The 18,221-nt window shown below is 53.6% G+C and carries 12 protein-coding genes; 8 read left to right on the top strand and 4 right to left on the bottom strand.

Features of this window, described 5'->3' with window-relative positions; genetic code table 11:
• Positions 1-8 precede the first annotated feature (8 nt).
• From CF651_RS08940 to CF651_RS08925, 4 genes are all read left to right on the top strand, one after another.
• Positions 9-1,583, top strand: coding sequence for a response regulator transcription factor (locus CF651_RS08940; RefSeq protein ID WP_094014517.1), 1,575 nt, complete (start codon positions 9-11; stop codon positions 1,581-1,583).
• A 102-nt stretch (positions 1,584-1,685) separates the two neighbouring features.
• A complete protein-coding gene (locus tag CF651_RS08935; protein WP_094014516.1) occupies positions 1,686-2,963 on the top strand; it encodes an ABC transporter substrate-binding protein in 1,278 nt (425 codons plus the stop codon).
• A gap of 92 nt (positions 2,964-3,055) precedes the next feature.
• Complete coding sequence (locus CF651_RS08930; protein ID WP_425436236.1) at positions 3,056-3,937, top strand: carbohydrate ABC transporter permease; 882 nt, start codon at positions 3,056-3,058, stop codon at positions 3,935-3,937.
• Positions 3,934-4,767 (top strand): carbohydrate ABC transporter permease, encoded by an 834-nt coding sequence (locus CF651_RS08925; protein ID WP_425436235.1) that lies wholly within the window; start codon positions 3,934-3,936, stop codon positions 4,765-4,767. Before CF651_RS08930 ends, CF651_RS08925 begins: the two co-directional genes overlap by 4 nt.
• An 80-nt stretch (positions 4,768-4,847) precedes the next feature.
• Here the strand turns inward: CF651_RS08925 and CF651_RS08920 are convergent, their stop codons facing one another.
• Together CF651_RS08920 and yhbH are read right to left on the bottom strand one after the other, a co-directional pair.
• Positions 4,848-6,275, bottom strand: coding sequence for a SpoVR family protein (locus CF651_RS08920; RefSeq protein ID WP_094014514.1), 1,428 nt, complete (start codon positions 6,273-6,275; stop codon positions 4,848-4,850).
• Between the two features lie 98 nt (positions 6,276-6,373).
• Positions 6,374-7,534 carry a sporulation protein YhbH gene (yhbH, locus tag CF651_RS08915; RefSeq protein ID WP_094014513.1) on the bottom strand — a complete coding sequence of 387 codons (1,161 nt, stop codon included), beginning with the start codon at positions 7,532-7,534 and terminating at the stop codon, positions 6,374-6,376.
• A gap of 357 nt (positions 7,535-7,891) precedes the next feature.
• Here yhbH and CF651_RS08910 point away from each other — a divergent pair, with 357 nt between their 5' ends.
• Positions 7,892-11,389, top strand: coding sequence for a hypothetical protein (locus CF651_RS08910; protein WP_094014512.1), 3,498 nt, complete (start codon positions 7,892-7,894; stop codon positions 11,387-11,389).
• A 46-nt stretch (positions 11,390-11,435) separates the two neighbouring features.
• Positions 11,436-11,867, top strand: coding sequence for a hypothetical protein (locus tag CF651_RS08905; protein ID WP_094014511.1), 432 nt, complete (start codon positions 11,436-11,438; stop codon positions 11,865-11,867).
• Positions 11,868-11,949: 82 nt separating this feature from the next.
• Here CF651_RS08905 and CF651_RS08900 read toward each other — a convergent pair whose 3' ends face one another.
• Together CF651_RS08900 and CF651_RS08895 are read right to left on the bottom strand one after the other, a co-directional pair.
• Entirely contained in the window at positions 11,950-12,975 is a 1,026-nt protein-coding gene (locus CF651_RS08900) for an acyltransferase family protein (protein ID WP_094014510.1), read from the bottom strand.
• 183 nt (positions 12,976-13,158) lie between these two features.
• Positions 13,159-13,659 carry a hypothetical protein gene (locus CF651_RS08895; RefSeq protein ID WP_144029035.1) on the bottom strand — a complete coding sequence of 167 codons (501 nt, stop codon included), beginning with the start codon at positions 13,657-13,659 and terminating at the stop codon, positions 13,159-13,161.
• Positions 13,660-13,921: 262 nt separating this feature from the next.
• Here CF651_RS08895 and CF651_RS08890 point away from each other — a divergent pair, with 262 nt between their 5' ends.
• A complete protein-coding gene (locus CF651_RS08890) occupies positions 13,922-15,100 on the top strand; it encodes an exonuclease SbcCD subunit D (RefSeq protein WP_094014508.1) in 1,179 nt (392 codons plus the stop codon).
• The gene (locus CF651_RS08885) at positions 15,097-18,189 is read left to right on the top strand and encodes an AAA family ATPase (protein WP_094014507.1); all 3,093 of its coding nucleotides are present in this window, start codon (positions 15,097-15,099) and stop codon (positions 18,187-18,189) included. The genes CF651_RS08890 and CF651_RS08885 overlap by 4 nt, the downstream gene beginning before the upstream one ends.
• Positions 18,190-18,221: the final 32 nt, after the last annotated feature.

Below are 18,221 nucleotides of genomic sequence, written 5' to 3'. Positions count from 1 at the left end.
AGCCCACGATGAAGGTATTGATCGCAGACGATGAAGAGCACGTGCGGGAGGGGATAGAGCTGTCCCTGGATCGGGAGCAATTCGGCATTTCCGAGATTCTGATGGCGGAGGACGGCCGTCAGGCGATGGAGCTGGTTCGCAAGCATAACCCCGCTGTTTTATTTTGCGATATGAGCATGCCGGGGATGGATGGTACCGAGCTGCTGCGCGTCCTCCGGGAGGAGGGCTGGGATACGCAGGTCATTGTCGTGAGCGGCTACGACAGCTTTCCTTATACCCGGGCTGCCATCCAGGCCGGAGGCGTCGATTATTTGCTCAAGCCGTTCCGAAGGAGCGACCTGGAGCAGGCGCTGACCCGGGCGGTGACCGTTTGGCGGGAGCGGGAAAGCAGCCAGCGCGTCGAGCGGGACAACGGGCACCGGCTGCGCCAGGCGGATGCGCTGCTGGATGAGCAGAAGCTGGCGGTCTATTTCAAAGGGGAGACCGCCTTTCATGAAGGGATCCGAGGGTTGTTTTATAAAGTGGGGCTGCCGGCGGACGCCATCGGTGCAGCTCTGGTGCTGCCGCGCAACCGGATGGGGCTGGTGGAGCAGCGTTTTTATGGCGACGGCGAGCTGCTCGTCTTCGCGGTCAATAATATAGCGCACGAAGCTTTGAAGCCGTATGGTGCGCATTACCTTTGCCGGCTGGACGATTATCAATGGCTGCTGTTAACCTCCACAACCGGCGCTTACGCGGCTGGGGAGCATCGCAGGTACATGGATAAGCTAACGCAAGCCTGGAGAGGGACGCTGGGTCTTCACGTGCTGATCGGCTTGTCCGGAGCGGCAGCGGCAGCGCAGTCCCTTCCCCAGGCGATCGGGGCCGCGCGTGCGGCGCTGTGGAAATGCGATGTGCTCGGGACAGGTGCGAGCCCGGCAGCAATATCATCCCAGGGCAAGGAGCCCCCGAGATTGACGGACCAGCAAATTCTGCTGCAGACCGCATTGAAGCAGGATGACCGGGCATACGCCGCGGAGATCATCCGTTCTTTTACCCGGGGGCTGCGCGAGAAGGGAAGCTTGACCATGAAGGAGCTTCAAGCGTGCACCGTCGAGGCGAACCTGCTGCTGGAGCAGGCGAGCCGGCTGAAGAGTCCGGGCCATGCAGCCCCGGATCTCTATCTGCCTCTGTGGATCAGCGATTTGGAGGAATGGGAGAAGCTGTTCATCCAGCATTGGTGGAGGCTCATGGAGGAAGCGGGAAGCGAAGGCATCCATACCCGGGGCATTCAGGCGATTCGCGATTACATGCACCTGCATTTTCAAGAGGATCTCTCATTGTCGGTCTTGTCCGAGCGGTTTCACTTCAGTCCCCAGTATATCGCCAAGAAATTCAAGGAGCTGTACAATACGACCGTGATGACCTGCTTGACGGAGCTGCGGATGGAGAAAGCCAAGTCACTGCTGGTCCATACCGAGATGAGCGTGCTGGAAATGGCCGAAGTGCTGGGCTATGCGGATGAGAACTATTTCGGCAAAGTGTTCAAGAAGCAGACCGGCCTCTCTCCGCTTCAGTACCGCAAGCAGCAGCGACATTCATAGATTCCTTTTTTGGGCGAAAATATTATCTGCCCTTCCATCCCGCATCTTAGTACACTAAGGACGAAACAATATAGAACTTCTTTGAAGGGGGAACTGGGGATCATGAAAAAATGGCTTTCGATGTTTACCGTTACCGCGCTGCTTATGAGTGGAGTTGTCGGCTGTGCCGGAGGGGAAGAGGCAAAGCCGGGCAGCACGCCGGCAGGCAAACCCGCTGGCGGGGAGAAGACGACGATCAAGCTGATGCAGTTTAAAGTGGAAATTACGGATAAAGTGAAGGCAATGGCTGCGGATTATATGGCACAGAACCCGAACGTTGTCATCGAGGCACAGGTCACGAGCGATTACGATACGCTGTTGAAAACCCGGTTTGCGTCGGGAGATGCGCCGGACGTGTTCATGACCAAGGCGTTCACGGATATTACCGACTGGTCGGACAAATTGGCCGATTTATCCAACGAGCCCTGGATGTCGAAGGTATCCCCCTCTGCGGTACAGGGAATGACGGTCAACGGCAAGAAGCTGGGCTTCCCGGTCGCCTTTGAAGGCTACGGATTTATTTATAACAAGGATTTGTTCGCCAAGGCGGGCATTGATAAAGTTCCGACGACGCTGACGGAGCTGAAGCAGGTCAATGAGAAGCTGAAGGCGGCTAATATCCCGTCCTACTCCGAAGCGTACAAGGAATGGTGGGTGCTTGGACAGCATTTATTCAACCTCCCTTACGCCTACGAGAAGGATCCGGTAGCTATGATTACCAAGATCAATAAAGGCGAGGCCAAAGTTAATGATGTCGCCAATATGAACGGATTTTTCGATGTCCTGGATATGACCGTGAAATACGGCAAGGGAGCAGAGTCCGTTGGGGTCAGCTACGACAACCAGGTATCCGATTTCTCCTCCGGCAAGACGGCCATGATGCAGCAAGGCGTATGGACGATCGATTCGATCATGAAAATTAACCCGAACATCAAGATGGGCATGTTCGCGATTCCTTTGAACGATACGGCAGCCGACACGAAGATGCCTGTTGGGGTTCCCGGCTATTACGTCATCAACAAAAATGCTAAAAATTTGGAAGAAAGTAAAAAGTTCCTGAACTGGATTCACGATAACGGTCAAAAATATTTGGTCGATTCCTTTAAGCTCATCCCGGCCTTTACCGATTTGAAAACGACGCCGGAGCTTGGTCCCCTGGCAGCGGACCTGAGCTCGTACGTGGAGAAAAATCAAACGATCCCATGGGCGCATACGCTGTGGCCTTCCGGCTCCAACCAAGAGTTTGCCAAGCCGCTCCAGGCCTATGTCGGCGGACAAATGAACAAGGAGCAGACGCTCGCAGAGGTTCAAAAAATTTGGAAAGACCGTGTAAAAAAATAACCGGTCCGCAAGTCGGTTGACGAGGTGCATGGTTTCCGCTGCGGAACCATGCACTGTTATTTTACGGGTCCTATCGGACAGGAGGGATGAGTGTGACAACAACGTCGAGAATGCGGCACCTGCTTACCTACGCAGCGTTTGTTGCGCCGGCCGTGCTTTTTTTCACGATGGTGATTCTGGTCCCGTTCATGCGGGCGATTCTGTTCTCGTTTCAGGATTGGAACGGAATCAGCAGCGACATTCGCTGGGCCGGGTGGAGCAACTATACGAAAATGATGAGTGACACCGGATTTTTGAAATCGTTTTCTTTTACAATTAAATATGTATTGGCAACAACGATTTTACTCAATGTCGTCGGGCTGCTGCTTGCCTTGGTATTGAATTTGGCGCTCAAAACCCGCGACTTTCTCCGTACGGCATTTTTTCTTCCCTATGTCATCGGACCGGTGATCATAGGCTTTATTTGGCAGTTTATCATTACCCGTCTGTTCAGTGAGGTGGGCAAAGCGACCGGATGGGTGCTGTTTCAAAAAAACTGGCTCAGCCTGCCGGACTATGCCTTCTGGTCGCTGATTATCGTCACGATCTGGCATTCCGCCGGTTATTTCATGGTTATCTATCTTGCCGCGCTGCAGGGCGTCCCCAAGGATATGCTGGAGGCAGCGGAGATGGATGGGGCGGGACGGTTGAAGCGGTTCTGGCATGTGGTGCTGCCGCTCATTCGCCCGGCGATGACGATTAATTTGTTCCTGGCCATCTCCAGCGGCTTTAAGGGCTTTGATTTGAACTTCGCCTTAACGAAGGGCGGGCCCTTCGGAACGACGGAATCGCTGGCATACCACATTTATTTGGATGCGTTCACCAAAAACCTGTTTACGTACGCATCGGCCAAAGCGGTCTTGTTTTTCCTGGTGCTGGCTTCCATTACGCTCGTACAGGTTGCCGTGATGAAGCGCAGGGAGGTGGAGATGTGATCAAGGACCGTTATACTTCCGGGAAGCTGCTGCTTGAGCTGCTGATGATTGTGCTGGCGCTTCTCGTCTTTTTCCCCTTGTACATGACCTTCGTCAACGGGTTCAAAACGTACAACGAGGTTGTGACGTCGACGGTCGCACTGCCGCATGTCTTTCAATTCAAAAACTTCGCCGTCGTTTGGAAGCAAATCAATTTCTTCGGCGTATTCCTGAATTCGTTGATCGTCACGGTCGTATCCGTAGCGGGCATCCTGCTGATCAGCTCTGCTGCCGCCTATCAGCTCGTACGCAGACCGGGGCCGGTCAGCCAAATTATTTTCCTTGCGATTCTGTCGTCGCTGGTCATCCCGTTTCAGACGATGATGATTCCGCTGGTGAAGGTAGCCAAGGAGCTGCAATTAATCAACACACTGTATGGGATCATCATTATGTATTGGGGCTTCGGAATTCCGCTTGCGCTGTTCCTGTATCACGGATTTATCAAATCGATTCCCCGCGAGCTGGAGGAGGCGGCTTACATCGACGGCAGCGGGCCGTTCGGGGTGTACTTCCGGATCCTGCTTCCTCTGCTGAAGCCCATCACAACAACCATTGCGATTCTGCACTCGCTCTGGATATGGAACGACTTCCTGCTGCCGCTCATTATGCTGAGCTCCAAGAAAAATCAGACGATTCCACTGGCCTCGTCCGTCTATTTCGGGCAGTACACGAATGAATGGCATCTGGCGATGGCCGCGCTGACGATGGCGGTCGTACCGATTATCCTGTTCTTCCTGTTCATGCAGCGCTATATTATCCAAGGGATTACCGCCGGCGCGGTGAAGGGGTAGAGGCAGGGGGGACCGCATCAACTAAAAAAACGAAAGCCGCAGGCTCCTTCCTCCGAAGGCTCCGCGGCTTTGTGCCGTTTTCATAGAAATTTCCGGGTTTGCTTCTTGCCGTCGTACGTAAACAAGACGGGCTTGGACTCGACGATGGTTTCAAGGTGGACGGTTCTTCCCCACAGCTGATGAATGTAGGGGATGGTGCGCTCCACATATTTCAGGTCCAGCTCAACGCCTTCATAGGCGTGCTTCAAATACAGCTCGCCGTTTTTCTCATAGTTGCCGTTTTCCACGACAATGTAAGGGAATCCTCCGTTCACACGGGAGTAGACCAGCTGGTCGCGGATATTCATCCACGTTTTATCCGTAATTTTCCACTCCGGACCTTTCTTCTCGAAAATATACAAATCCAGCTCGTCGCACAGCTTTTTTGTCATATAGTTGCGGATAAAGGACAGGTCGGAGTCGTACTCGCGTACGTCGAATATTTTGCGCCGCCCTTCGCCGCCCTTGCGCCCGTACTTCTCCCGTTCCTCTGCCGTCGGGTTATCCCACCGCTTCTCAATATCCTCGAATATTTTCAAGCCGAGGTAGTAAGGATTCAGGCTGTGGCGCGACGGTACGACGACGGAGGAATTCAGCTTGGCGTATTCGACGGTCTCGGTTTCCGTCAAGTCCAGCTCGCGCAATATGCGCTGATGCCAGTACGAAGCCCAGCCCTCGTTCATGATCTTGGTTTCCAGCTGCGGCCAGAAGTACAGCATTTCATCCCTCAGCATCGTCATGATATCCCGCTGCCATTCCTGCATGTAAGGCGCATGCTCTTCAATGAACAGCACCAAATCCTTCTCCGGCTTCGGCGGAAACTTGGCCTGCTCCTGCTTTTGCGGACCGTGCTCCTGGGATGGCGTATCCAGATCCCATAAATCCTCGTACCCGAGCTTGCGTTCCTTGGTCTCGGTGCGGGAGGCAGGCTCCTTGTCCTTGCGGAAGCGTCCGCCCTCATACGGCTTCGTTATCGTCGGATCGACATGCTCCTGAATTGCGAGCACCGCATCGATGAATTTCTCGACCTCCTCGGTTCCGTACTGGATTTCATACTGACGAACGCGTTCCGCCGTGGCTGACATGCTCTCCACCATGTTGCGGTTCGTTTTGGAAAACCGGATGTTATTTTTGAAAAAATCGCAGTGAGCAAGCACATGCGCCACGATCAGCTTGTTTTGAATAAGTGAGTTTCCGTCCAGCAGAAAGGCGTAGCACGGGTCCGAGTTGATGACAAGCTCGTAAATTTTACTCAATCCAAAGTCGTACTGCATTTTCATTTTGTGGAATGTTTTGCCGAAGCTCCAGTGGCTGAAGCGGGTTGGCATCCCGTAAGCTCCGAACGTATAAATAATGTCCGCAGGACATATTTCGTAGCGCATCGGGAAATAGTCCAGGCCGAAGCCGTTGGCCACTTCGGTAATTTCGGCTATCGCATATTCCAAGTCTTTGATTTCATCCGCTCTCATCGTGGTACCCCCTGTCGAAATATGGTGGGAGACGCGAAACAACTGCCGGGTCGTGAGAACAACAAACCGGCGAGGCTGCGCTCGACCGGTTATTTTTTTCAGCGTGCCACTTTGCTTTCCAGCGATTTAGGGAAAAAGGTGCGCAGCGCCTTATATACCTCGCCTTTCTCGCGGATGACGTAGTGCAGAAATTTGGGATCGTGCAGGTTGCGGTAGGCGGACATGAGCGTACTGCTGCGGTTGTATTGATTGACCTCACCATAGCCGAACAGATTCGAGCGTTTCATGAGCTCGTGAATCAGCTTGACGCACCGTTCGTTATCGGACGTCAGATTATCCCCATCGGAGAAGTGGAACGGGTAAATGTTATAGCGCGACGGAGAATATTTTCGATCGATGAGCTCAACGGCCAGCTGGTAAGCGGAAGAGCAGATCGTGCCGCCGCTTTCGCCCTTTGTGAAAAATTCCTCCTCCGTCACTTGCTTGGCTTCGGTATGGTGCGCGATAAACACAATCTCGACATGCTCATACTTGGTGCGGAGAAAGCGGGTCATCCAGAAGAAAAAGCTGCGCGCAATATATTTTTCAAACGAACCCATAGAGCCGGATGTGTCCATCATTGCAATGATCAGAGCGTTGGATTGAGGGGTTATGATTTCCTCCCACGTTTTGAACCGAAGGTCATCCGGATTGATGCCGTGAATCCCGGGAATGCCCTGCGTGGCGTTACGTCGAAGGTTTTCGAGAATCGTCCGCTTCTTGTCGATGTTGGACATAATTCCTTTTTTGCGGATATCGTTAAAAATCGTGTCTTTGGTCGTAATGTTCTCTTTTTCCTTCTGCTGCAGGTTTGGCAGCTCCAGCTCCTCGAAGAGCATGGATTGCAGCTCCTCCATTTGCACTTCCGCGTCATAATAGTCGTCCCCGGGCTGATCGCCGGCTCCTTCACCTTTCCCCGCGCCGGAGGAAGGAGTAGGATCGACGCCCAGCACATCCCCGACCTGACTATCTCCGTCCCCTTGGCCTACGTGCTTGCTCTTGTTGTAGTTGTAGCGGAGACGGTATTCGTCCAAGCTGCGAATCGGCACCTTGATGATTTGCTTGCCATCGGACATGATAATGCTCTCATCCGTCACCAAATCAGGCAGGTTTTGCTTGATCGCTTCGCGAACTTTTTCCTGGTGGCGGGTCTGGTCTTGATAGCCTTTGCGATGCAAGGACCAATCTTCTCTGGATACGGTAAATAAGGGTTCAGTCATCGGTGACACCTCCTGAAGTTTTTGCTTGGGTGATCGTTTGGAAATAGCTCCGTGACTGCATCGTAAGCGTCGTCCGGTTGGGTTGCTTGAACGGTGCAGATCGTTACCGAAAGGGAAGGGAAATAGGACAACAAGCAGGTTCTATTCGCTGCGGCCAAGCCCTATGGAAAGACAGGGAGAGCCGGCTGTGATAGAAAAAAAGTGCTTGTTACTAAATATATTCAAGCGGCGGGGGGATATGTGAGTAGGACAAGGGGCTATTTTTTAAAAAGGGACTGGACGTCGGGTCGAATCATCCCCGTCCAAGCTGGGCATTTATGGTATGATAGATTCAAAAAGCTGCGAAGGGAGACGCATATGTATCATCCTGTTCCAACCGGCAAGCAGGCAGGGAAAAGCGAAGCCGCACACCATTCTACGCCCTCAAGGGAACAATCGCCGGAGTCTTCCCAATCTCTTGCTATACCCCTTGCACCTCTGGCTGCCGATGTTCCGCTGACCGGCCGGGCGGCGCTGGCTCTTCAACGGACCGTAGGCAATCAAGCGGTAATTCAAATGATGAGAGGCTTCGCCCGTATGCCTGCTCAAAGAGCGGCTGCATCGATTCAACGAAAGCCTGTAGAGGATGATAAACATAACGGTTTCTTTAAAGATGACCAGGAAGGTAAAGCCAAATTTAAGTTTAAACTGGTAAACAAAAACGAAGACGGCAGCAAAAAACAATTTCAAATTCGAAATCAGCTGAAGGTCGTCTATTGGAAGCAAGAGACACCGGATACGTATTATGAGGACTCCGGGTATGCAAGCGAGTTTAATATCGAGGAGCATTTGAAGTCGAAGCAGTTCGGCTCCTGGATGGAGACGGAGAGGGAAGCGCGTAAGGAGCATGCAGCCATCGACAGCAGAGTGGGCATTAGCACCGATGAAAAGCAGCGGCTGAAGGACGCCATCTCCATGTATTTGCTGCAGCGGTTCATCTCGAATGCGTTATTCCGGGCAGAGGAAATTGAACGGATGGATTATCAGGCGTCACCGCTGAACTACCAGAAGGACAGCCAGTATATGCGCTCCTTTGCGACAAGCTTTGTAACGGCACTGGAGGAGACGCTTCCGGATAAATATCCTTCGAGCCGGCTTGTTCTGACGAGAACGGAGAAGATGGAAGGCGTGCTGGAGCAATTTTTCCAGGTGATGAAAGTAAATGTGAAAACCGATGCTTCACTGGATGGAATAAAGAGCCAGCTAACCAAAACGGTTCAGCAGTCGGCCGACTATTTGCTGACGAACGACGCAGATTTGACCAAGTACTGGGAGGTACCGGGCAACCCGCAGGCTTTTGTCGACATTACCCCTTTAATGGTGGGTACGGTAGAGGAGAATATCGAGCTATCCAATACACTGGGTAATCAAATTAAGAAGCTGTTTGCCCAAGCCGTTGCGGAGAAGATGGCCGAAACGGAAGTGAATAAAGCTAGCAGCGGCATCGAAGAGAGCCATAAAGAGGCGGCAAGAAATGAAGTGAGTACCCATCTTGCTAAACACATAGACGGTATCGAACGAACGAATAAGCTTACACAAATGGAATCCAAGGTGAACAACAAGGTCATGAAAGCGGATGATCTTATAAAGGATCCAGGTATTTTAGAAGAAATGGATGGTTTTCACACGTGGCTTAACGATGCAGAGGAAGGAAAAAAGTTTACCGGTAAATTATTGAATAAATTCAAAGCCGCTTATAGGCAAGCACCGAGTGAAACCGTAAGTGCTGAAACCATTACCGCTAATAAGAAAGAAGCATTTAAACCTTTAATTAAAGATCCATCATTTAAAGCATTTTTGACTGGTAAGAAGGAAAGCATTAAGAATGAAATTAAGCAGGCGGGCTTCACGGAGCCAGGCGCTTGGGCCCTATTCGAAAGGTTAAAGAAAAAAGCGGGAGATGCGTTCTCTACCTCCAACATGGTTGTCACCACAGGCGGTATCGTGAAGATCAAGGAGAAGGATGAAAAATACGCACAGCCGGCGATTTTTACAGATGATAAAGCGATGGGGATGGCAGTCAAAACAGCTGTGAACAAATCGGGTAATGTGCCGAGCCCGACGGAAGCCAGCAGGAAGCTGTTTATGCATGAGCAATTGAAGGATATAGAGAAGGGGATTATGGAAGCACAGTCTGCCAAAGCCCCATCGGCGGACCGGGAGCGTCTGGGCAAGCTCAAAGAGGAAATTTTAAGCTTCGATCCTGCTTCCTATACGAGCCTCGCACAGGCAGCCGATCAATTAGATAAAACCAAGCTGGCGCTGGAGAAGTTCAAGGAAGGCTACAGCCGGGAAGTGGACTACATCAGCATTGAGGCGAGGGCCGCAATTGCGCTGCTGGAGAACAGCGGTGCGCTGAAAGAGGATAGTCCGCTGCCAAAGTTTATTTTGGCACAGCTGCAGCAGCATCTGGAGGACGCCCTGTTATCTCAAAGCAAAATCGAGGATTTTGTCCGCAATATTCAAGCCATGCATGAAACGGCGATTTTTGCCATGGAATGGAGAGGCGCCAAGCCCGATGAGGACTACGAGTTTGGGGCTCCCCAGTTTAAAGCGACGGAGTCGGAAACCGAGGACCGCTTTTTCCAAGGCGCCCATATAACGGATTACGGGCTTAAAGCCTTTGCGCAGGCGTATGATGCGGTAGCGGCACAGGTGAAGGCCAACGGCAGCGACGGCTTGAATATCGAGGCGTTCTATAACATATATTTCGAGCTCAGCGACAAGCTTAGAGCCACGCAAAATACGAGCAAGGGCGGCAAGGTTAAGCTGGAGACACCGAGCTCCATTGAACAATATCTGGATACGGAGCGCTTTAAAAATATTAACGTCGATTCACCCTCTCCCGATATGGTGCTTATTGATATCCATCCGAATGATGCCACCAAACAAAGTATCGCGGCCAATGAAGTCACGGAGCTCATTATCCAGCTGTTCGAGACAAAGAAATCGGACGACAGCTTCAGGTGCTCCGTCATCGTCGATATCACTTTGAACCATACGACCGAGGAGGAAGTGGCTAAGATCCGGAAGGCTGCCCACCCGTACATTCAATCAGGCCAATTGAACCTGGTGTTTGTCCAAAGCTTGACTAAATTCGCTCAACTTGGAATGGATAAACAGAGCGGGGGACTGATTTTCTCTTATAATGATCCGGACAAATGGCAGCAGTTTAACGAAACGTTAACAAAGTCGAAGGATGAGAATCAGGTGGACCCCAGCATCGTAAATTATTTTCAAGCCTTGTTCAAGTATACAAGCAAGGAACAGGTGGAGTACTTGGAGGCAGTTCGCGAGAATACCACAGAAATGCATACCAAGCTAAATACAGCGTTCGATAGTCTGCAGCTTGGCGGAGCCATCCAGATTACTCCGAATTCGGATGAGGGCACATGCTACGTTTCCTTGCGTTATGACGAATTTTTGGCCAAAATCTTCGGACATGATTTAAATTATGATAAAGCTCATGAGTTTAATGTCGATGTGCTGGAAAAAGGCATTGTTAAGCTGATGCAGCAAACGGGTCTTCCCGTTGCCATGCGCTTCAGCTTTGGCTTCCCCGTCTCCAACCTTGGAGAGACCGGGCAAGAGATCCGGTTTACAATCGGATTGGAGGGGGCGGAACAGCTGCAAAAGTATGCCGATATTATTGCATACCTTAACGGCAGCCTGGCGGCGATGGGGAACGAAGCCAGCACTGCGCTGAAGCTGAAGGAACCGAAGGAACGCGAGAAATTATTGGGAACCATAACGGCAGGGATTGACTCGATGGAAAAGCTGAGAGTGAAGCTTGAGCCTCTTCTGAAGCGTGATTAATCAAGAGATGAACGGATAATGAAGAATGAAAGAAAGGATGAGGACAATGGATATTTATACGACGAACGGAAATATCATCCGGCAGTTTCCCCGGGAGGACGGCACAACGGAAGTCGAATTGGAATTTTTGTTTAACGATTTAACATGGTCTCGCTTGTTTTCGATGTGTATCTATTATGTGGCCTTCCATAAAAACCTCCATATCGATTACGTGATCACAAGCTACACGCACAAGAAAGTGGCCGTGCAGCAAAAAGATTTCGACAAGCCGGCACAGCAGGTGCTGATCGAAACGATGCTCCGGATAAAGGACAACGCGAACCTGCTGAACGGCTTAGCCCAAAAGTATTTAATCGGCAAGACCAATGGCGTGGTTGTAACGAACAAGCTGGAACAGCTTGAACCTTATAAGGTAGCCGAGCTGGAGGGACAGGAGTTTTTGGAAAAGCTAACCGAGGCGCTGGACGAAGCGACTTAAGGTACGTCGTATAGTAACGGCGTCGGCTCCGGCGGTCACCTGCACCATGCTCTCCTTCATGCACCATGCCCAGCTTCATGCATCAAGCCCGCCTGAAATGTCTTGCCTTCGAGAGCAGCACCGGGTCGGGATGGATCAGCGGATGCGTGAGAGCGGCCACGCGAGCGTGCGACAGCAGCACTGTCAAAACAATGGCGCTTCCTAACAGCACCGGAATTCCCGCAGGGAAGCCCGCCATGCTGTACAAGCCCGCCGCCGCCAGCAGCTTAAGACCGGCTCCATGCAGCAGGAAAACGTAAACGGTCCGCTCGCCCCATTCGGTCAGCCGCCCCTTCCGTTCCGTTTGCAGCAGGAGGAACGCGGCAGATACGAGGACAGCCGCTGCATAATAACCCATTCTGTATAAGCCTGCATACCAATGCATCAGGTGAAGCTCCCCATACGTGCGGCTGCCGAGCAGCCAGTCGATGCCTGCTGGAAGCCTGCCGCTGTAAAATCCCGCGATGACCAGCAGCAGCACGAGACTGCCGGCTAATTTCGCGAGCGGCTGACGGGCCGCCTTCTGGAGCCATTCGCCCCGGTAATAATATCCGGCCAAGAAAAACGGGAAGAAGACGAACGTCCTGCTCACGCTGAGCCATAGGCCGTCGAAGGGCAGATAACCAACGGCGATGCCGATCAAAACAGCTGCTGCCAGAGGCTGCTTAATTTTTATAAAGAGCAAAAGCAGGAGCTTCCAGCACAAATGGCTGAACAGGAACCAGAGCATCCAATACGGCGCCCAGAACGAATAAATCGTGCCGCCAGTATGGAAGAACAGGAAATCGAGAGCCGAATAAAGGCTTTGAAAAATAACATACTGCAGTACAATAGTCATCAGAATCCGCATGGCATGCGGATCCTTCGGAAAGCTCTTCGAGAAATGCCCGGTCACAAACACGAAGACAGGCATATGGAAGGTGAAAATGGTCAGTACAATCGCCTGAGCCTCCGCATCGCGGGGGAGGAGCGGCATGAGCAGATTGCCTATGACAACCAGAACAATAAGAACAAACCGTGTATTTAAAAAATAGGTGTCGTAGGCACTGCCTTTTCCTTGATTAAGCATGAGGATCCCGGCTTTCTAAACAAAGTGTGTAAAGGAGATGTGAGCTTGCTTTAAGTATAGGATTCGCCGGCATTTTAGTAAGTGATTTATTTCACATATACAAAAAAATAGCTGACAACAGGCAGCTCGCCCTGTGATCAGCCGTTCTTTTATGAAGGATAGCGTATCTTTACACGTTCATTGTCAGTTAAATGTGATATTTGTAATATCGGCATACGAATATCCGGCGGAATACGCGTCAGAGCTTGCATCAGCAATAAAGTGCACATTCCCGGTGTATCCGTTCGGCAGGTTGATTGTATACGAGCCTGAATCCGATCGCTCCGAATCCCAATACACCTCGAAAGCGTCCGAAACCCCCTCGGCATAGACCCAAATATGAGCATAATGGGAATCGGAGGTTACATTGTACGACCAATCAAAAGAAATTTGAGTCGTTCCCTCTACGTAGGATACGCCGTTCGCCTCGACATGACAGCTCATGATCGTATTCGGTCCATATTGAAGAACTTGGGCGCTGTTGGCGGTCAACGTGTATTCTCTGAAGTTTGAGGTGCAATAACCGTTTCCATAGTCTGTGTTGATTGTCCAATTGATCGGGGAGGCGCTTGCAAATGCAGACTGGCTAAACGTTAGCAGGGCCAGGATGGCAAGAAACAGGGCAAACGATTTACATTTGTTCATAAAATCCCTCCGCATAAAATATTGGATAGCCATTTGGGCTACATCCCCATCTTAGCAATTTATACCAAGTCGAAATATAGGGGGTTCATACCGCTTTTTTATACACAGGCAGCAAAAAAACGAAAAGGAATGCAGCATTATAGGGGGAAATTCGTGCACGATCTCATGGCTGGTAAACTCCACCACACGAAGGATTCGGGGGAATGCAGCGCGAATACATGATATAAGGCAGTACGGTTTGTCGGAAAGGAAGGAATCAGGAATGAAGTTTATACATACGGCCGATTGGCATTTGGGCAAGCTGGTGCAGGGGGTATACATGACGGAGGATCAGCGGTACGTTCTGCAGCAGCTGGTAGAAACCGTACAGCAGGAGCGGCCGGATGCGGTCGTGATTGCCGGCGATTTGTACGATCGTGCGGTGCCGCCGACGGAAGCGGTGGAGCTGCTGGATGAGCTGCTGGAGAAATTGGTCATTGACCTCAATACACCGGTGCTGGCGGTTTCGGGTAACCATGACAGTCCGGACCGCTTGAATTTTGCTTCAAAAATTATGGAGGCGCGGGGCTTGCACCTTGTCGGACAGCTAAGGTCCGAGCTAAAGCCCGTGGTGCTGAAGGACGCCCACGGGGAGGTGCATTTTCACCTGGTGCCTTATGCAGATCCGGCACAGGTCCGTTATACGTTCGAAGAAGAGGAAATCCGGTCGCATGACGATGCGATGAAGGCGATTGTAGCCCGAATCCGGCCAACCCTGGATCCTCAAGCGCGTCATGTGTTTGTAGGTCATGCATTTGTTACACCAATGGGCGAGCCGCAGGATAACACGAGCGATTCCGAACGCCCGCTGGCGATTGGGGGAGCGGAATATGTACGGGCGGACCACTTTGAGCCGTTTCATTATACGGCGCTCGGCCACCTGCATCAGGCGCATTTCGTCAAGCAGGAAACGATCCGTTATGCAGGCTCGCCTTTGAAATATTCGGTATCGGAGGAAAGTCACAATAAAGGCTTTTTTATCGTGGAAATCGATGAATCCGGCCGGGTACAGGTGGACAAGCGCCCGCTGAAGCCGCTCAGAGATATGCGCAGGGTCATCGCTTCGCTCGAGGAGCTTGAGAAGCAGCCGATCAGCGAGGATTACGTATTCGTGACGCTGCTGAGCGACAATCCGGTGCTGTTCCCGATGGAAAAAGTGAGGGCTTATTACCCGAACGCGCTGCATGTCGAGCGGAGAAGCCAGAGTGACTCCGGCTCCAGGGATGGAGGAGCGGAGCTTGCGGAGGAGCAAGCTGTGGCAAGACGCAGGGAGGCCGATCCGGTTTCATTGTTTGAAGCTTTTTATAAGGAAGTGAAGGGCTTGCCGCTGAATGAGGAGAAGAAGCGGCTGTTTGCCGATACATATGCCGAGCTGCTGCGGGAGGAGGGAGGTGCCGTATGAGGCCGATTCTTTTGACGATGACCGCCTTCGGACCTTATCGGGATACGGAGACCGTTGATTTCAGCCGGCTGGAGGACCGGAGGCTGTTCGTGATCTCAGGGAACACCGGGGCAGGGAAAACCTCGATTTTCGACGCGATTTGCTTTGCCCTCTACGGCTTCGCAAGCGGTGAGGACCGCGCGGAGCCGAGAGTGCTGCGCAGTCATTTTGCCAAGGAGGAGGTTCATACCTCGGTGGAGTTTTGCTTTGCCGTCGGGAAGCGGACGTACCGTGTATTTCGCCAAATGCCTCACCGAAAGGGCGCCAACAAGAGCGAAACCGGGGGAAAGGCCGAGCTGTACGAAACAACCTCCGGCCAGGATGTGCCCTGCGTGGACCGGTTCATGGTGTCGGATGTGAACAGCAAGCTGGAATCGATTCTCGGCCTGACGAAGGAGCAGTTCAGCCAAATTGTAATGCTTCCGCAAGGCGAGTTTCGCAAGCTGCTGACCTCTGATACAGAGAATAAGGAAGAGATTTTGCGGCGTATATTCCGTACGAACCTGTACTATAAGCTGGAAGAGCGATTCCAGCAAAAAAACCGGGAAGGCAAGGATGCGCTGAAGGATGCCCAGCTGACCCAGGAGCTGTACCGGAAGCAGGTTTACGATATTTTACCGATCCGAGAAGGCAGTCTTCTTGCCGCATCCCGGCAGCAGGAGCATGTCAGTGCACAGCAAATGCTGGACGGCTTGGCAGAAGAGCTTGCGCATTACACGCAGCTGAAGGCGGAGGCGGAGGGTGAGAAAGCCGTCTTGGCCCGCCGGCTGGAGCAGGAGGAGCTCGCGCTGCGCGAAGCGTCCGCGCTGAATGGACGCTTCGACGAGCTCGCCGGGAAGCGGATCCGGCGCGATGAGCTGGAGGCGCAGCGGCCCACCGCCGAGGAGCAGGCGCGAAGGCTTGCTCTCGCGGAACGGGCGGCGCGCATCGAGCCGTACGAGGAGCATGCTGCGCGCAGCGAGCGCGACGTGCAAGCGAAGCGTGCGCAGCACGAAGCGAAGCGCCGCGACGTCCAAGCGGCGGAGCAGGCGAGCGCCCGGGCGGACGAGCGGTACCGCGCCGAGGAGGCGCGGGAGCCGGAGCGCCGCGAGGCGGAGCGGGAGCTGCAGCGGCTGGCGGAGCTGGCGCCTGCCGTGCGGTCGCTCGAGGCCCAGCGGCTCGAGGTGAAGCGGCTGCTCGCCGAGGAGCAGATCGCAGCCTCCAGGCTCAGCGGCTTGGAGGCGAAGCTGGCCGAGGCCCGGCTGGCGAAGCAGCGGGGCGCAGAGCGGATCAAGGCGATGGAAGCCGCCGGTGCGGCGCTGCCGGACAAGCTGCTGCAGCGCGATCGGCTGCGCAGCAAGTACAAGCTGCTGAAGGAGCTGACGCTGCTTGAGAAGCAGCTGGCCGACATGCAGCGCTTGGAAGCAGAGCGGGAACGGATGGCGCTCGGAGCGCAGGAGGAGCATGACCGGCTCGAAGCGCTGTGGATTGAAGGGCAAGCGAGCCTGCTGGCAGCGCATCTGCATGACGGCAAGCCTTGCCCTGTCTGCGGCAGCGAGGCGCACCCGCACAAGGCGTCTGCGGATCAGGCCGTGCCGTCGCGCGAAGCGCTGCAGCAGGCGAAGGATACGCTGCGCCACATTCAGCACGAGCTGAGCACGGCGAAGGCGCAAGCGGCCGCTGCGCGCTCGGGCTGGGATGGCAGCGCGGAAGCCGTCGCCGAGCACGGGATCGTGCCGGAGGGCTTGAGCGAGCAGCTTGCCGCCGCCGAGCGGGAAGGGAAGCTGCTGGCGGCGGACATTGCCCAGCTGACGGACCAAGCCGGCGTCCTCCAGCAGCTGAAGCAGGAGGCCGAGCAGCTGGAGGGGCAGCTCGACCGGCTGCAGCTGGACAAGGAGCAGCTGACCGGCCAGCTGCAGCAGCTTACGGTGGATCGCAGCACGAAGCAATCGCTCCTCGACCATGAGCTGGAGCGCATTCCTGAGCCGCTGCGTACGCCGAGCCTGCTGGAGCAGCGGACGAAGGAGCAGCAGGCGCTCGTGCAGCGGTTGGATGCAGCCTGGAAAGCGGCCCAGGAGGAGCGGCAGCTTCGGCAGACGCGGTGGGCCGAGGAGAAGGCGAGCGAGGCCCAATTGGCCTTGCAGCTGCAGGAGGCTGAAGCGTCGAGGCAGGAAGCGGCCGGCCGCTTCCAGGAGGAGCTGGCCAAATCAGGCTTCGCTTCAATGGACGAGCTCGGGGCTTGCAAGCTGCCTGAGGCGGCCAGAAATAGCCTGAAGGATCAGCTCGAAGCGTTCCAAACCGCGTTCGCCGCATTGTCCCAGCAGCTGGCGGCGCTGGAGCTGGAGCTGGCCGGCAGGGAGCGCCCTCAGCTGGAGGTACTGCACACCGGCATGACGCGTACGAAGCAGGAGCTGGAGCAGGCCGCTTCCAGGCTGCAGCACACGGACAATTGTCGCAGGGAGGCGGAGCGGCTGCACACAGCGATAGGCTCTGCATATGAGAAGGTGCGGGAGCAGGAGGCACGCTTGGAGCAGGTGATGGATATTTACCAGATGCTCAAAGGGGATAATTCTATGAAAATTTCCTTTGAACGTTATATTTTGATAGAATTTTTAGAGCAGATCCTACAGGCAGCCAATGCGCGCTTACGGGAGTTGTCCAATGGGCAGTTCCTGCTGGAGCGGAGCGACCGGTTGGAGTCGCGGGGCAAGCAAAGCGGTCTGGGGCTGGATGTGTATGATGCCTACACAGGACAAAACCGGGATGTAAAGACGCTCTCAGGCGGTGAAAAGTTTAATGCCTCCCTATGCCTTGCCCTAGGGATGACCGATGTCATCCAGGCGCATCAAGGCGGCGTTTCCATCGAGATGATGTTCATCGACGAAGGCTTCGGTTCATTGGACGAAGACTCCCTGAACAAAGCGATTACGACCTTGATTGATCTGCAGCGGGCAGGGCGGATGATCGGCGTCATTTCACACGTACAAGAGCTTAAGCAGGCATTCCCGGCCGTTCTGGAGGTTCGTAAGACGAAGGAAGGCTGCAGCCGTACCGAATTTGTATTGAAATAAGGAACCTATCAGATCAAGGAGGCAGAACCAAG

This window comes from Paenibacillus rigui, assembly GCF_002234615.1.
GTDB classification, from domain to species: Bacteria; Bacillota; Bacilli; order Paenibacillales; family NBRC-103111; genus Paenibacillus_S; species Paenibacillus_S rigui.
Note: the sequence above shows the minus strand (reverse complement) of the source record. Positions and strands in the feature narration are given on the sequence as shown.

Bases quoted from the DNA above. Each gene is read 5' to 3' on its own strand.
- CF651_RS08895 (WP_144029035.1), bottom strand. From the start codon at position 13,659: ATGAACAAATGTAAATCGTTTGCCCTGTTTCTTGCCATCCTGGCCCTG.
- CF651_RS08885 (WP_094014507.1), top strand. From the start codon at position 15,097: ATGAGGCCGATTCTTTTGACGATGACCGCCTTCGGACCTTATCGGGAT.
- CF651_RS08910 (WP_094014512.1), top strand. From the start codon at position 7,892: ATGTATCATCCTGTTCCAACCGGCAAGCAGGCAGGGAAAAGCGAAGCC.
- yhbH (WP_094014513.1), bottom strand. From the start codon at position 7,534: ATGACTGAACCCTTATTTACCGTATCCAGAGAAGATTGGTCCTTGCAT.
- CF651_RS08935 (WP_094014516.1), top strand. From the start codon at position 1,686: ATGAAAAAATGGCTTTCGATGTTTACCGTTACCGCGCTGCTTATGAGT.
- CF651_RS08920 (WP_094014514.1), bottom strand. From the start codon at position 6,275: ATGAGAGCGGATGAAATCAAAGACTTGGAATATGCGATAGCCGAAATT.
- CF651_RS08940 (WP_094014517.1), top strand. From the start codon at position 9: ATGAAGGTATTGATCGCAGACGATGAAGAGCACGTGCGGGAGGGGATA.
- CF651_RS08905 (WP_094014511.1), top strand. From the start codon at position 11,436: ATGGATATTTATACGACGAACGGAAATATCATCCGGCAGTTTCCCCGG.
- CF651_RS08900 (WP_094014510.1), bottom strand. From the start codon at position 12,975: ATGCTTAATCAAGGAAAAGGCAGTGCCTACGACACCTATTTTTTAAAT.
- CF651_RS08890 (WP_094014508.1), top strand. From the start codon at position 13,922: ATGAAGTTTATACATACGGCCGATTGGCATTTGGGCAAGCTGGTGCAG.